The sequence below is a fragment of the Pseudomonadota bacterium genome, from assembly GCA_022572885.1.
Taxonomy (GTDB): Bacteria; Pseudomonadota; Gammaproteobacteria; order Steroidobacterales; family MnTg04; genus MnTg04.
This window is the reverse complement of the sequence record JACZVC010000020.1, coordinates 14,277-29,066: the sequence shown is the minus strand read 5'-3', so window position 1 is coordinate 29,066 and position 14,790 is coordinate 14,277. Positions and strand designations below refer to the sequence as shown.

The 14,790-nt window shown below is 55.8% G+C and carries 13 protein-coding genes; 6 read left to right on the top strand and 7 right to left on the bottom strand.

Annotated features, from left to right (window positions below; genetic code table 11):
- Positions 1–362: 362 nt before the first annotated feature.
- On the top strand, positions 363–2,639 hold the full coding sequence (locus IIA05_08705) for a tetratricopeptide repeat protein (protein MCH9027178.1): 2,277 nt from the start codon (positions 363–365) through the stop codon (positions 2,637–2,639).
- A 204-nt stretch (positions 2,640–2,843) separates the two neighbouring features.
- On the opposite strand, the gene IIA05_08700 is transcribed toward IIA05_08705, so the two are convergent.
- From IIA05_08700 to IIA05_08670, 7 genes are all read right to left on the bottom strand, one after another.
- Positions 2,844–2,996, bottom strand: coding sequence for a hypothetical protein (locus tag IIA05_08700; protein ID MCH9027177.1), 153 nt, complete (start codon positions 2,994–2,996; stop codon positions 2,844–2,846).
- Between the two features lie 123 nt (positions 2,997–3,119).
- On the bottom strand, positions 3,120–4,358 hold the full coding sequence (locus tag IIA05_08695) for a type II toxin-antitoxin system HipA family toxin (protein MCH9027176.1): 1,239 nt from the start codon (positions 4,356–4,358) through the stop codon (positions 3,120–3,122).
- Between the two features lie 3 nt (positions 4,359–4,361).
- Complete coding sequence (locus IIA05_08690) at positions 4,362–4,586, bottom strand: helix-turn-helix transcriptional regulator (GenBank protein ID MCH9027175.1); 225 nt, start codon at positions 4,584–4,586, stop codon at positions 4,362–4,364.
- A gap of 180 nt (positions 4,587–4,766) precedes the next feature.
- Positions 4,767–5,189 (bottom strand): DUF4399 domain-containing protein, encoded by a 423-nt coding sequence (locus IIA05_08685; protein MCH9027174.1) that lies wholly within the window; start codon positions 5,187–5,189, stop codon positions 4,767–4,769.
- Between the two features lie 37 nt (positions 5,190–5,226).
- Positions 5,227–6,801 (bottom strand): DUF4286 family protein, encoded by a 1,575-nt coding sequence (locus tag IIA05_08680; protein ID MCH9027173.1) that lies wholly within the window; start codon positions 6,799–6,801, stop codon positions 5,227–5,229.
- Positions 6,802–6,829: 28 nt separating this feature from the next.
- On the bottom strand, positions 6,830–9,307 hold the full coding sequence (locus tag IIA05_08675; protein MCH9027172.1) for an acyl-CoA dehydrogenase: 2,478 nt from the start codon (positions 9,305–9,307) through the stop codon (positions 6,830–6,832).
- A 103-nt stretch (positions 9,308–9,410) separates the two neighbouring features.
- A complete protein-coding gene (locus IIA05_08670; GenBank protein ID MCH9027171.1) occupies positions 9,411–10,391 on the bottom strand; it encodes a malate dehydrogenase in 981 nt (326 codons plus the stop codon).
- Between the two features lie 443 nt (positions 10,392–10,834).
- Between IIA05_08670 and IIA05_08665 the strand changes: the two genes are divergently transcribed.
- The 5 genes from IIA05_08665 to IIA05_08645 all read left to right on the top strand — a co-directional run bounded on the left by IIA05_08665 (position 10,835) and on the right by IIA05_08645 (position 14,690).
- Positions 10,835–11,089, top strand: coding sequence for a hypothetical protein (locus IIA05_08665; protein MCH9027170.1), 255 nt, complete (start codon positions 10,835–10,837; stop codon positions 11,087–11,089).
- Between the two features lie 101 nt (positions 11,090–11,190).
- On the top strand, positions 11,191–11,583 hold the full coding sequence (locus IIA05_08660) for a GntR family transcriptional regulator (GenBank protein MCH9027169.1): 393 nt from the start codon (positions 11,191–11,193) through the stop codon (positions 11,581–11,583).
- The gene (locus IIA05_08655) at positions 11,580–12,437 is read left to right on the top strand and encodes an ABC transporter ATP-binding protein (GenBank protein ID MCH9027168.1); all 858 of its coding nucleotides are present in this window, start codon (positions 11,580–11,582) and stop codon (positions 12,435–12,437) included. The genes IIA05_08660 and IIA05_08655 overlap by 4 nt, the downstream gene beginning before the upstream one ends.
- A gap of 62 nt (positions 12,438–12,499) precedes the next feature.
- Positions 12,500–13,384 carry an ABC-2 transporter permease gene (locus tag IIA05_08650; protein MCH9027167.1) on the top strand — a complete coding sequence of 295 codons (885 nt, stop codon included), beginning with the start codon at positions 12,500–12,502 and terminating at the stop codon, positions 13,382–13,384.
- Between the two features lie 112 nt (positions 13,385–13,496).
- Entirely contained in the window at positions 13,497–14,690 is a 1,194-nt protein-coding gene (locus tag IIA05_08645) for a DUF4097 family beta strand repeat protein (GenBank protein MCH9027166.1), read from the top strand.
- The last annotated feature ends 100 nt before the right edge of the window (positions 14,691–14,790 follow it).

The following is a 14,790-nucleotide window of genomic DNA, read 5'->3' as shown; positions in this document are numbered from 1 at the left end:
TTACCGAAACCTATATCGTCAGCTGACAATTAACCGGCTTCATCACGCGACTCAAATGCCTGTCGATGACAGTGTTGGCGACCAACGGTCCTTCGTGAAGACTGTGGATGTCCTCGTTTTTTCGGTGCTCGTTTTTTCGCCACTTCGTGAAGACTGTGGATGTCCTCGTTTTTTCGCCATCCTCGTTTTTTCGCCAGTCCAATACCGCACCCCAGCTTTTCGATATATTCGGGCGACGTTATTTCATCGGTGTTAAATTCAGGTTGTAAGGTTTGACCCGGGGGCAACCATTGCACCTCGCGTCGGCAAAACTCCGACGGCTTCATTAGACGCGTTGGTTCAGCCAGGGGCGGGGTTATCTGTTGCTTCTCTACTCCAGACCTTTAGGCCATAATCAGGGCATGGGATTCTGGCAAGAACTGCGAAGACGGCGCGTTTACCGGACGGTCGGCTTCTACGTTGTTGGCGCCTGGCTTATCATTCAGGTTGCCGATGTGTTTTTCCCTGCCTGGGGTCTGCCGGAAACCGCCCTGCGCTTTCTTATCATCGCCACGATATTGTGCTTCCCGATTGCGCTGATTTTTTCCTGGACCTTCGACATAAGCACATCGGGCATTGTCAAAACGGAACCAGGTGACCCTGGCGGCATTTTTGATAACTCACTCAAGCGCACCGATTACGTCGTCCTGGCCGCCTTACTCGCAATCGGTGCTGCCATTGTGTTCGGCAGTCTGCAAAAAATTGTCGAGGAAGTGGACGATGCGGTGGCTGCGGCTGAAAAAATCGATAACTCGGTCGCTGTTCTGCCGTTCGTCAACCTGGACTCCAATCCGGACACCGGCTATTTCTCCGATGGCGTCACTGAAGAAATTCTTCACCGCTTGTCCTCGATAAAAGCGCTGCACATACTGAGTCGAACCTCGTCTTTTGCACTTCGTAATAGCAACGAGGGCCCGGCGCGTATTAGCGAAATACTGGGTGTCAGGTATTTGCTGCATGGCAGCGTTCGTCGTGACAACAACTTTGTACGCGTCACCGCGCGCCTGATCGACGACACGGGCTACCAGGTCTGGAGTGAAACCTTCGATCGCAAACTCGAAGGCATTTTTGCGATTCAATCTGAAATCGCGAGTACGGTTGCCAGTCGCATCGAGCGCCAGATTATTCCTCCTGCTGAACTTCCTGCCGGCCGCACAACCACGAACATGGAGGCTTATGATGCCTACCTGGTGGGACGCTCTTTCCTTAATGCAAGAACGGCCGGTTATCAAGGCAAAGCTGTTGCGGCTTTTGAAGAAGCTATTAGTCTGGATGAGAACTACGCTCCTCCGTATGCCGGACTGGCCGTGGCGCTAGAGCTTCATCACAGTAATGACGACTGGGTTGCTGCTCGTGAGTCCGCCGTCCGAGCGGCCAAAACAGCTATCGAATTGGACCCCGAACTGGCCGAAGGGCACGCTGCGCTCGGCTTGATTTCGCTTAACGATACAAGTCGGCTTGGCGATACCCAAAACGAACTTGAACGCGCCGAACGATCGTTGCGGCGGGCTCTGGAGCTCGATCCGTCGCTCTCGATTGCCTACAACTTGCTGTCTATTACTCTGCAGCAACAGGGTCGTTACGAAGAATCGGAGGCCGTGCAGGAGCAGGGCCTGCTCGTCGATCCGCTGAACCCCGTATTGTCTGTGAATAGTGCTTTCCGGTTAAGAAGGCTCGGTGAACGCGAACGTGCAGAGCAAATCCTCATGCGACTGACCCATCTGCCCGGCACTCCCGGGATGGCCTACGTAGGGTTGATGAGTCTGTACCACCTTACAGGCGAATTCGACAAAGCAGTGCACTGGGCCAAGGAAGTCGTACTGGCTTACCACGAGTTACCCGGTTTACCCATCATGTTGGCGTGGCGTTATGAAAACCTCGGCCTGACCGAAGATGCGGACTACTGGGCGGCCGTTGGATTGGCGCATACGCCGCAGCCAGAGCAAAGGTTTTGGTACAAGGCCATGCAGTTTCAAATACGTGGCGACCTGGCAGGAATACGAGCAGAGACCGACAAGCTTCGTATAGCACTCGGCCCTGATATAGATGCGTTGCACGGTATTTACGCAGCCGAGTATGCGTCCGCCAATATTTTGGTGGGAAATTTTGATGTGGGCATTGACGTGTTTGAGAAAACGTTTGATTTCGAGTCACTATCCACTCTCCAGCATCCTGCAGCCTTCCGGCAGGGATTAGAGTTTTCACACGTACTCGCCTATGCCTATCAACAAGCTGGACGAGACGATGAAGCAAATGTGCTTTTGACTCGAGTCCATGAACAACTCAACGTATTAGTCGTTGAGCGTAAGATGGACTATGGGCCGCTTCACCACCTGCTTGCACAGAACTTCGGCCTGCGCGGTGACTTTGACGCTGCCGCAGACGCTTTTCAATCTGCCATCAAGGCCGGTTGGTTACAATACCTCTGGGTTGTGAATGACCCGACGTGGGCAAAAACGATTGCTGACCCGCGTATCGCCCGCATGCTCGATGACGTCAAGGTCGAATTGGAAAGACAACGAGTCCTGGTCGAACAGGCCGATGCCGAACACGATTTTCGTGCCGAACTTGCAGCGATTCGAAGCACCCTCGGCGACTAGAAACCAGCAGAGCTATATACCTGGGCCAGACATTTAATTCCGTTGATGGCCGGCAAAAGGAAAAAAGGACATCCACAGCCTATCTGAGTAAATGATACGAATATTCCGCTGTCTGCCGAATGCCGGTAGTGCTGTACTTGCACGATGACCATAGCCCGCAAGCACCAGATCAGCCTGGAATGTACTCCCTATTACCACTGCGTCTCACGCTGTGTCCGGCGGGACTTTCTGTGCGGCAAGGACAACTACACCGGCAAGAGCGTCGAACATCGCCATGGCTAGCTCGAACAACGCATTCTGTTCCTGGCCAAGGTATTCGCGATCGATGTCTGTGCCTATGCAGTGATGCGCAATCACTATCACCTGGTCGCATGCTTGGTGCCGGCAATGGCGAACGTACGGCTGCCTGTGGCAGATACCCATATCGGTAGCTGACAACGCGGTAGCGTTTGGCCGGCAAATAGATTGTCCGGTTCCGGTTTACGCTTTCTTGAAACGGTGGACAAAGCTTTCGGCGCGTTCGACGATGAGCGCAGCGACTTGTTCAGAAATCTCGTGCGGTTTCTCGATATTTGGAATCGCTGCCGAGATTGCTTTTGCCAGTGCGGCAACCCGGGCAAGAGTCAGCGGCACTGCCAGCCCGGCATCTTTTGCGAATCTTGCAACGTGCTTCGGCAATACCAGGTTGGATTTTCCTTCCCCGCCGATTTTCATCGCCATCTTTTTCGTGAGTTCCGGATAGAACACTGTGCAGACCAGGTCATAGAGCGGAGCAAGCCGCATGCTACGGTCCGGCAGATAAAGCAGGGAGAAATTCTTCGCATGGGCGTCATGGTTGCCGATGATGAGGTTGAAGAGCACGGCATCCAGCAAGGCCCGAAGATCAACTACCGGCGCGTTCGACGTCTCGCGCAGCAAAGTGAAGCAGTCAGCCAGCGAGGGACCGCCTTCGCCCTGATATTTGATTTCCGAGGGAATCCCGAGCGCCTGACAAAAATCCTCCTGATGCAAGCGCGCAATCCTGTCTTCCTCACCTGGATGCCGGTCAAAGCGTTCAACCAGAAGATAGTCGATGTCTTCCGTGCGGGCGATAGTTGCAGGGGCCGCGTCGAGCCCGATTTCTCTGGCCAGCGCCAGGCAGAAGGCTTCATTGAAGACCACGCCCGCAAAAGTCGCGATAGCCGGTTTCAGGATATGGGAGCTGGGCGCGCTGCCCCGCGGAATCGAAATCTTGCCTTTATCGAGGCGAACGGCGATTTTGTCCTGTGCGCCGGCCAGTGAGAGCCGGATGCCATCCTCGCCGGCCATCAGCGGGCGGCGCGGCAGTTCGCGCAGTATTTTGGCAAGCTCTGTCTCATCCAGTTCGCGATAGCGATCGTCGTCCCCGGGTGGTGCAGTGCCCTCGGGGAGGAAGGTCACCGCGCCCGCGCATTCTCCGCCGATTTGTTCCAGCATCGCAAAATCGTTTTTGGCGCTTATGCCGAGAATTTTCGCGATGGTCCTTCGATTGCCTTCTTCGGGCAATATGCCGCCGAAAAAGCCCCGGCATTCCTTTTGCCTGAATGACTCTTCCCGCTTTGGCAGGGAGCGGGACAAGGCAATAGTGTCGGGGTCATCGCGCCAGGATTCGGCGTATTCAAACAGCATCTGACCGCCATCGTCCTGGATCAGGTGCCCGACCAGGTCACGGTCAAGATAGACGTTTAGCGTCCGGGCCATCGACTAACGCCCTCCTTTCCCCGATGGCGTTTGTAGCGCAATCCGGATTCCGAGGGTCTGCAAGACCTGCAAGACTTTGCCGATCTGGCAGGTTGGTTTGCCGTTTTCCAGATCGCTGATAAAACGCAAGCCCGTGCCCGATGTGAGGGCAAGGTCGGACTGTATGACGCCCATTTCCTTGCGCGTCTTTCTGACAATCTGGCCCAGTTGCTCCGGTGTTACTGACATGCTTTGGCTTTCCCAATAATGTTACCGCTCGGTAAGATTATCCCGGATCCGGTCATTTGGCAACCAGAAATTCCCGTTCGGTAATATTTTCCGGTGTATTGGTTGGGCATCTAGGTTTATTCCCGATCGGGAATAAACCGGTGTTTCAGTTCAGTTCGGGGTCAATCGACCTGTGCGCCGCTAGCGGACGTGGATCTTGATGACTTCGGAGTAGACCGGTGGTTCATGAGGCATGTGCTTATAGTCGGCCAGCAATAGCTGCAAGGTGTGTTCCCCCGGGTCGAGTTCCAGCGTGACCTGGGTCTGTCCGCCGCCGAAATGCCGGTAGTTCTCGTTCGATGGTATCGCTTGCCCCAGCGGTGGCAAGGGGGCATCGACAAGCAAATGGTGATGGCCGGTACCGGCTTTGTCCACACCGGCGGGCGCAACACCCATCCCGGCCAGGCCGAATACGATCGTCACCGGGCTGGCCAGATCCTCGCCGTCAGCCGGCGAGATGATGCGCACGGTCGCGCCTTCCTTCGATGGGGTCAGGGGGGTATCGGCTGCGATCGCAATCAACGGTAACAGGGCGAAAAAAAGAATATGTGGTCTGCCAATCACGAGTATCTCCCGGCGAGGATCAGGTGGCGGAATTGTTTCACAGGTTCAGGGCCGTATAAATTAGCGTAACCGCCATGGTCGTAAAAAATGCTGCGATATAGGCGACGCTGAGCAGTGCCCAGCGGATAAAAGTCGCAATATGACCTTGTTGATATACCCTGCGCAAGGCCTTGTACAGATAAACCGGCTGGATATACAAAACGACGACGGCCGTGAATATTCCGAGCAGCCAATCGGGCAGGTGCAGCAGTTCCTCGCTGGCGTGGACGAAAATCGTCAGCGTGACGATCAGGAAAAAGAAAGCATGGTAATGCACGGTGAACAACAGGTGTTCGACGTAGTAACGGCCGCTGCCGACGTAGAGCACCTTTAACGCAAGCGCCAGCAGGGGCAGGAAGAGAAACATCATGGCCGGCAGGTTGTCGAGCATCGCCTTGCCAAACGACTCGCCCTCGTCTTGCTCCATTTTCCTGCAGGCAGCCTGGATTTTTTGTTCGCCGATCTGCTGGTTCAACCAGCCCCAGCCCAGGTCGAATTCAAGCTTGTCGCATTTCCAGCCCTTATTGCTTTTCTCGTTATCCGTCTCGGCGACTTCCGCCGCCGGCTTTGCGGATTCGAACGGTCCGCCTGCATCGATAGATTCCGTCTGTGCTTCATCGACCGCGCCCTCGGAAGGCGATGCAGCGGGCACAGCATCCTCGTAGGGTGATGCACCGGACACGGCATCCATGCCGGCAGTTCCTGTTTCGGTCTCAATGCTGCCGCCATCGAGTACCATGCGCATCCCTTGCTCGACGGGCTGATCTGCCCCATCGACCCGGTCCAACATTGCCATCGCCGCTTTAAGCTGGGCTATTTGCTTTTGTCGCGCCGGGTCCGGATCCTGCTGTTGCAATTCTTCGAGCACGCTCAGTCGCTCACTGATGGCCTGACTGGCAGCTTCGTTACCCGGGGTAACCCGGAACCCAGCGGAGTCCAGGCCCCAGACCAGAAAGAAAATAATGCTCAGGACCAGGTACATTCGAAACGGCGGCATGTAACGCGCCCGCCGGCCGGCAAGATAATCGCTGGTCAGGAGGCCCGGTCTGAACAGCAAGGGTTTCAGGCTGCGCCACAATCGCGAATCCAGCTCGAACAAGTCGCCCACTGCGTCCCGCAACAGCTCCCACAAGGTGATCAGGCGGACCCGGGAGCGTTGCCCGCATTGCCAGCAGTACTGACCATGCAACGGCGTACCGCAGTTGGGGCAATCCGGCGTTTCGGCCGCTGATGCCTCTGACTGGTAGGTTGCCTGGTCCCGGAGGATTCTCCGGTGCGCACGGAATCGATCGCCAAATTTTTCGACGCCGAGCGCCCGCATTCGCGGCGCGTGGCTTTGCAAATAGTCGTCGAAAACTTCCTGGCTGGCGACCCGGTAGCGGACACAGCGCCGTGGCCAGTCGTCAGGTCGATCCTCTTGCGGATCGATACGGGATATCTCGGCCGACAAAAAGCCGGGGATGGCCAGCATCTCGGCAACGTGATCTTCGAGCCACGCGTCGTACTCGGATTGGATGTCCGGATCCAGGTCCAGGCTGACTTCGTAAATCAGTTGTTTGTCGGCAGCTTGCAATTCAGTCGGCCAAGGTGTGCCAAGGTGATCAGGCGACAGCGTCCTTTGGCCGATCCATAGCGGATTGCAGTTCGCTGGTGAGTGTGCCGAGTTCGTGTGACTCGAAATCATCCACGCGCACCACTTCCATGACCGCCTCATCCAGTTGACGAAGTGTCTTTGCCTGATCCTTGCTCAACACGCCAAGACTGACGGCTTGCTCAATTTGTTCCAGTGGATGCGGCGCGCTGATTTTCCCCTCCCTGACCGCTTTCTTGAGCATCTTTTCCACCGGCGCCGCTGCGACCGCCATCTCCATGGTCTTTTGCAGCATCCCCAGCGGATTTCCAGGTTCAACGGTTTTGTATATGCCATGGGTAACTCTTTCCCTGGCCATGCTGGGACTGATCATCAGTTCGGCCACTTCGTTGCCGAGCTTGTCGCTGGGTGCGTTGTATGTCAGGCCGCGCGGGAAAATCAGGAAGCGCAGCATGGTGGCAACACCACGGTTGGGGAAATTGCGCAGGAAGCTGTGCAGCTGTTCCTGAGCTGTGTACAGCAAGTGGCGACAAGCCCAGGTCACGATAGGAAGGTCGTCGGCCGGGCGTCCCTGGTTCTCGTAATGCTTGAGTACCATCGAGGCGAGAAATGTCGCGCTGAGTACATCACCGAGCCGTGCGGACAGCAGCTCGCGTTTCTTGAGGTCGCCGCCCAGTGTCAGCATGGCCCAATCGGCGGCGAGCGCGAACGCGGAGCTGTAACGGTTTATGTGCTGGTAATAACGCCGGGTCGCTCCCTCGGCGGGTACCGCGGTGTAGCGGGCATTGGTCAATGCCAGGCTGATGCTGCGAACCGCATTACTGAGGGCGAAACCGATATGGCTGAACAGAGCCTCGTCGAACTGCTTCAGCCCTTCGGCCAGGTCTTCATTGCGCGCCGCCTCCAGTTCCTTGAGTACATACGGGTGGCAGCGAATCGCGCCCTGGCCGAAAATAATCAGGCTGCGAGTCAGGATGTTCGCGCCTTCCACGGTGATGGCGATAGGGACCGACTGCCAGCCCCTGGCCAGGTAGTTCGAAGGGCCGAGGCAAACGCCCTTGCCGCCATGAACATCCATCGCATCGTTGGCAACAACCCGCCCCATTTCGGTGCAGTGATATTTCAAGATAGCGGAGGCTACCGATGGTTTTGCCCCTTCGCCCACTGCCGCGGCCGTGACGCTGCGCCCCGCATCCATGATATAGGTCAGGCCGGTCAGCCTGGCGATAGCCTCGCCGACGCCTTCAAAGCGCCCGATGGGGAGGTTGAACTGCTGGCGAATCCGGGCATAGGCTCCGGTCGCATAGGCTGCGGCTTTTGCGCCGCCGGTGGTGTTCGATGGCAAGGATATACAGCGGCCGACCGCCAGTTGTTCCATCAGCATGCGCCAGCCCTGGCCAGCCATTTCGGGTCCGCCGATGATGAAGTCCAGCGGCACGAATACGTCCTTCCCGCTGGTAGGCCCGTTCTGAAACGGGTTATTCAGCGGCAGGTGCCGGCGCCCGATAACCACCCCTTCGGTGGCGGTCGGAATCAGGGCCGCGGTGATGCCGAGGTCCTCTTTTTCACCGATCATATGGTCGGGATCATAAAGCTTGAAAGCGAGGCCAAGCACGGTGGCGACCGGCGCCAGCGTGATATAGCGTTTGTCCCAGTTGAGTAGTATGCCGGTGATTTCCTTGCCCTCCCACTGGCCCTTGCCAATGATCCCGGTATCGGGAATCGACGCAGCATCCGATCCTGCGCGCGGGCTGGTCAGGGCGAAACAGGGAACTTCATCGCCGGCCGCCAGGCCGGGCAGATAGCGTTCTTTTTGTTCATCCGTACCGTAATGAAGCAGCAACTCCGCAGGGCCCAGAGAATTCGGTACCGCCACCGTGGATACGGCGGTGGCCGAAACGCTGCCTATCTTGATCAGGACCTGGGAGTGCCCATAAGCTGAAAACTCGAGACCCCCGTACTTTTTCGGGATTATCATCCCGAAAAACCCGTTTTTCTTGATGAACTCCCAGACCTCCGGCGGCAAGTCCCCACGTTCATGGGTAATGTGCCAGTCGTCCAGCATCCGGCAGAGCTCCTCGGTCGGGCCGTCGACAAAAGCCTGTTCTTCCCTGCTCAGTTTAGCCGCGGGCAAATTCTCCAGCTTGTCCCAGTCGGGCATGCCGGTGAAAAGCTCGCCTTCCCACCAGACCGTACCGGCTTCGAGCGCCTCCCGTTCGGTGTCCGACATACTGGGAACCAGTTTGCGGTAGAACTTGAGCATCGGCCGGGTCAGGTACGGCCGGCGCAACGCCTTGATGTTCAGAAATAACAATGCCGAATACAGAGCCCACAGCAACAGGTTCCACAGGAGCACCCCATTACCCAAATAGGTATATGCGGTCAGCAGCAGGCCGAAAATGGCGGTAGACAGCAGCAGCGATACTCGCCGGTAACTCAACAGGCCGGCGATACCGAAAAAAAGCAGAAACCAGATGAATGCCATCATGCGTGTGGTCCTCGATCCGACAAACGGTTAACAAGCAATATACCGCAAACGGGAGGAATGGCGTTTACTTTGGGTCAATCCGGCTGCGCTTGCGGTCAGACTCCTAGCTCAACAGGTCTTTGACGCCGTCGCGCTCCTCGCGCAGTTCCGCCTCGGTCTGGTCCATCCTCTCGCGACTGAAGTCGTTGATATCGAGACCCCCCACGATCCGGTATATACCGTCAGCGCACGTTACCGGGAAGGAATAAATAATGCCCTCGGCAACCCCGTAGCTGCCATTGGAGGGCACAGCCATGCTGACCCAGTCGCCATCCGGCGAGCCAAGAATCCAGTCACGCATGTGGTCAATGGCGGCAGACGCCGCCGAGGCGGCCGAGGACAATCCCCGGGCCTTGATGATGGCGGCGCCGCGTTGCTGGACAGTGGGAATAAATTCATCGCTGATCCAGGCCATGTCGACTTTTTCCCTGGCCGGTTCACCGTTAATCTGACAATGAAAAATATCTGGATATTGCGTCGCCGAATGGTTTCCCCAGATTGTCATTTTCCGAATCTGGCTGACGTGTGAGCCGGTCTTTGCCGCCAGCTGGGTCATCGCCCTGTTGTGATCGAGACGTGTCATCGCGGTAAAATTCGCCGGGCTCAGATCGGGCGCATTTTTTTGCGCTATCAAAGCATTCGTGTTGGCCGGATTGCCAACCACCAGCACCCTGATATCGCGGCTGGCATGATTATTAATCGCTTTTCCCTGCGCAGAAAATATTTTCGCGTTTTCCAGCAACAGGTCCTTGCGCTCCATGCCCGGGCCGCGCGGTTTTGCGCCGACCAAAACCGCGTAATCGGCTTCCTTGAAAGCGACCGCCGCGTCGGTTGTCGAGACCACGTCATGCAAAGTCCCGAAGGCGCAATCGCGCAGCTCCATTTCCACGCCTTTCAGAGCGTCGATCGCCGGCGGTATCTCCAGTAGTTGCAAGATGACCGGCTGGTCGACACCGAGCATCTGGCCCGACGCGATGCGAAATGCCAGTTGATAACCGATTTGCCCGGCGGCGCCGGTAATACTGATTCGTACAGGATCTTTCATCTGGTTTGCATTCTTTGCGGCCGAAAACGGGCGCAGATTGTAGCACCGGATGTCGCAAACCCATACCCTGGCCAGCCAGGAAAAGGTGGTTTGTCCACAATGTATAGGTGCCCCGCGATTTTCAAGCTGTGCGGTCGCAACTGCGACCAAATTGCTCAAAATGTTTGCGATTTGCTGCGGCCCTTCCCGTTGGCGAGCTCAGCAAACAGGGGTCGATTTTGCCCCAGTTGACCGGAAAAATACTGCGGATCAGGATCGGGGAAATTCCCAGAGGAAAAAAAATGAAAACCTAAGCCTTTGTTTAATATAGATAAATAGCCAATTCTAACAACAAGTGAGCCAGCTGCTTGTAATTTGGATATGTAGTGTTATAGTGGAGTACAACACCCCTGCACCAAGAGGGGCTTTTTTCGCATAGCGACTACCGACACAGGAGGAACGGCATGAACGCCTGGACAAACAGATACCGCGGCAGTCCCGCCAGCCTGGTGATGTTCGCGATGATGGGCCTGGCGCTCGTGGGCAGCCAGATTCACGAGGCAGAAATCGCCAGCGCTGCGATAAAGCCGGTCATGGTCCAGATTCAGTCATCGATGGAAGAACTGGACGATTTGCATCATGTTTTGCTGCAGGCAAAGCAGCTGACGATTACTGGCGCTGCGCTTGTCGCGGAGCGTCGTGAAGGGAATAAGCCATAAGTGCGGCTGGCAAATACAGCAACCATGAGGCTCGTCTCTGGTTGCAATCGATAGGCCGAGGCGAGGCGCAAGGACGTCTCAAGGACTACAAGGCAGAAAACATGGATCCAAACTGGAACGACAATCAGCCCATTTATCGCCAGTTGCGGGACAAAGTTGTGGCGATGATTTTGGAGGATGTACTCAAGGATGGCGATGCCTTGCCATCGGTGAGAAACGTCGCCGCAGAATACCGCCTCAACCCGCTGACTGTGCTCAAAGGTTACCAGGAACTGGTTGACGACGACCTGGTTGAGAAAAAGCGTGGCCTTGGCATGTTCGTGACCGCCGGAGCAAAAACCAAGTTACTCAAAAATGAGAGACAAAGATTTCTGGATCAGGAATGGCCGTTGGTTGTGGCCAGCATAGACAGGCTCGGACTTAGCCTGGAAGATCTGATGAACAAAGCCGACAAGAAAAAAGCCAAAGCACAGGCGGGAGACAAGGAATCATGAGCGCCATCATCGAAGCCAGGGGGCTGACCAAAAATTATGGCAAGACCCGTGCCCTGGACGGAGCCGATTTTTCGATCGAAGAGGGAAGAATCGTCGGGCTGATCGGGCCCAATGGCGCCGGCAAGACCACGGCTCTCAAGGCGATCCTGGGCCTGACCAATTTCGAAGGTGAGCTGAAAGTGCTTGGCCTGGATCCTTATCGCCAGCGTAATTTATTGATGCAGGATGTTTGTTTTGTCGCCGACGTCGCCGTATTGCCGCGCTGGCTGAAAGTCAGCAACGCCGTGGATTTCATGGACGCGATACACTCGAAGTTCGATCGCTCCCGGGCGCTGGATTTCCTTTCCCGCACCGATGTTTCGCTGGACAAGAAAGTCGGTCAGCTGTCCAAGGGCATGGTCACGCAGCTTCACCTGGCCCTGATCATGGCCATCGACGCGAAACTCCTGGTTCTGGACGAGCCCACGCTGGGACTGGATATCCTTTATCGAAAGGATTTTTATCGGGCGCTGCTGTCGGATTATTTCGACGAAAAACGCACCATCCTGATCACCACCCACCAGGTTGAGGAGATCGAGTACATTCTCACCGATCTGCTGTTCATCAATAAGGGACGCATCGTCCTGGACGCCAGCATGGAGGCGGTGGCCGAAAATTTCGTGGAAGTGGCGGTCCACCCGGATAACCGGGAACGGGCGGAATCCTTGCGGCCCGTATATCAGCACCAGGATTTTGGCCGTTCCGTTTTTCTTTACGACGGCATTGCAAAGGATAAGCTGAGCGAGCTCGGCGACGTTCGTACGCCTAGCGTTGCCGACTTGTTTGTGGCGAAGGTCCGAGGGGAGGCCGCATGAACGCATTTGCATACCTGATTCGCCGGGAGACCTGGGAACACAAAGGCCTGATTCGCGGGCCGGTGATTACGGCTGCTGTATTAATCGTTGTAACTCTGCTTGTGCTCTTCAAGGTTGCGGCCGGCGGTGAATTCGGGGCCGCAGGTCAATTTTCCGAGTGGATGGTAGAACGTAATCTATCGTCGGAAATGCTTGCGCCGCATTATCTACGAGTTGGCAGCCCGATCATAATGTCCTTACTTTTCATTATCATTTTTTTAGCAGGAACGGTTGTCGCAATATTTTACATGCTCGATAGTTTGTATGCAGAGCGCAAGAATCGCAGCATCCTTTTTTGGAAGTCGTTGCCAATCTCGGATACTGAGACCGTACTGTCAAAGCTCGTAACAGCCACCGTTTTGGTGCCGGTTGTCGCGCTGTTTTCTGTTGTGGTGTGCTGGATCGTTTTGCAACTCATCGCGGCGGTCACAATCGGCCTGCTTGGCGGGAACGGCTGGCTGGTCCTGTGGCAGCCGGACACCTTGTTTCACGGTATCGCAATTGCGATAGAAAGCGGCGCCGGCCTGTTGTTGTGGTATCTGCCGATTGCCAGCTGGTTGCTGCTGGTCTCAGTCTGGGCGCGACGCTCGGTATTTCTTTGGGCTGTGCTACCGCCGCTTAGTATTGTTTTTGTCGAGCGTTGGTTGTTCGACAGTGAGTATTTCCGGAACCTGCTAACTAGTCGCGTAGAAGGCTTTCTCGTCATGTTTCGGGATACGGCATCCTCGGTAGACATTGTTTCCAGAAGCCTGCATGGGAGCCTTGACGTATCAGTGCCCGCTTCTATTAGCCAGATGGTCAGTTTTACACAGCTACTTTCAGAGCCCGGGTTGTACGGCGGAATTATCGTTGCCGCGGGATTCATCACCGGCGCGATCTTCCTTCGCCGTTACCGCGACGAGACCTGAGGAAAGCAATAGCGCAAAAAAACCACACTACGGACCCCGATTTAAACCAGGGCCCTCGTTCGCGCATCAAATGCCATACAGATTTAACCAATGGTATTCCGGAGACAAGCCAATGAACAAAATGAAAACACTACTCCCCATCTGGCTGACGTTCGTGGCCTTTGCCCTTGCAGGCCCTTTATCCGCAGCGGATGTTGAGACAAAGAAGGAATTCACCGTCGATAGCCAGGTCCTGGAGGTCGACAACCTGGCCGGCTCGATAAAGCTGTTAGCGGCGACCGGCGATAAATTCGAAATCCAGGCGACCGTGAAGGCAGACAAAAGTGCAGGCCTGGCCGCGTCTGAGGTCGCCGATTTGATTGGCTTCTATTCAGTAAAGAAAGGCGGCAAGCATCATTTCCAGGTGCTGTACCCGGTGGACGATTATCGAAAATACACATACAAGGACGGTGCAAGGCGGGGCAACAATTGGGCGAGGACCCGGTATCAGAAAAAGAGAGTATCGGTCAATAGCAAATCCAGGAACGATGCACTGAAAGTTCATGTGGATCTGGTAATCCGCGTGCCGGCCGGGAGCCGCCTGCAGGTAAAAAACCGGTTTGGCCCGATCAAAGGCAACGGCGTGCATGCAGATCTGGATCTCGATACCAGTTCGGGGGCGATCAGTATTGAAAAGAGCCGCGGGTCTTTGCGCGCCGACACCGGTTCTGGCCGCGTTAGCGTTACCGGTTATGCAGGAGACATACACGCCGACACCGGCTCCGGGTCTGTCACCATCACCGATGTCGAAGGCAATGTTAACGCCGATACCGGTTCCGGCTCTGTCACCGTCACCGATGTCGAAGGCAATGTGAATGCCGATACGGGATCTGGTTCTGTCGAACTGAGCAATGTACAGGCAGAAGAAATACTCGTTGATACCGGTTCCGGGCGGGTAATTCTGAATAAAGTCACCGGTTCGCTAAAAGTGGATACGGGCTCAGGCGGCGTGAGTGCGAAAAATATCACGGCAGGCAAAATTGTCGATATCGATACCGGCAGCGGCAGTATCATTGTTGAGGGCGATCTCGGCGCCGTGAGGAGTCTGCGTCTGGATACCGGTAGCGGCCGCGTGCGAGTCAAGACCGATCATTCGCTAAACATGGTGCTGCGAATCGAAACCGGTTCCGGCGGCATCCACGTCGATCTGCCCAATCTGAGTGGAGTCCGTTCGAGAGACAATCGATTCGAGGCACGGATTGGCCAGGGCGATGGCCAGGGGATCATCGATACCGGCTCAGGCAGCGTGAGCGTGAGCATGAAATAGAGACGACGAAAGCTACACCCTAAGCCTTACGGCGGTTGCCAGAAGTACCGGTAACCGCCTTTTTTTTCGCCGGCAGCTTGTAACAGGAACAAGAAGAAAG

Excerpts from the sequence above, each read along its gene's own strand:
- IIA05_08695 (MCH9027176.1), bottom strand. The coding sequence starts at position 4,358 with ATGGCCCGGACGCTAAACGTCTATCTTGACCGTGACCTGGTCGGGCAC.
- IIA05_08690 (MCH9027175.1), bottom strand. The coding sequence starts at position 4,586 with ATGTCAGTAACACCGGAGCAACTGGGCCAGATTGTCAGAAAGACGCGC.
- IIA05_08675 (MCH9027172.1), bottom strand. The coding sequence starts at position 9,307 with ATGATGGCATTCATCTGGTTTCTGCTTTTTTTCGGTATCGCCGGCCTG.
- IIA05_08670 (MCH9027171.1), bottom strand. The coding sequence starts at position 10,391 with ATGAAAGATCCTGTACGAATCAGTATTACCGGCGCCGCCGGGCAAATC.
- IIA05_08665 (MCH9027170.1), top strand. The coding sequence starts at position 10,835 with ATGAACGCCTGGACAAACAGATACCGCGGCAGTCCCGCCAGCCTGGTG.
- IIA05_08660 (MCH9027169.1), top strand. The coding sequence starts at position 11,191 with ATGGATCCAAACTGGAACGACAATCAGCCCATTTATCGCCAGTTGCGG.
- IIA05_08655 (MCH9027168.1), top strand. The coding sequence starts at position 11,580 with ATGAGCGCCATCATCGAAGCCAGGGGGCTGACCAAAAATTATGGCAAG.
- IIA05_08645 (MCH9027166.1), top strand. The coding sequence starts at position 13,497 with ATGAACAAAATGAAAACACTACTCCCCATCTGGCTGACGTTCGTGGCC.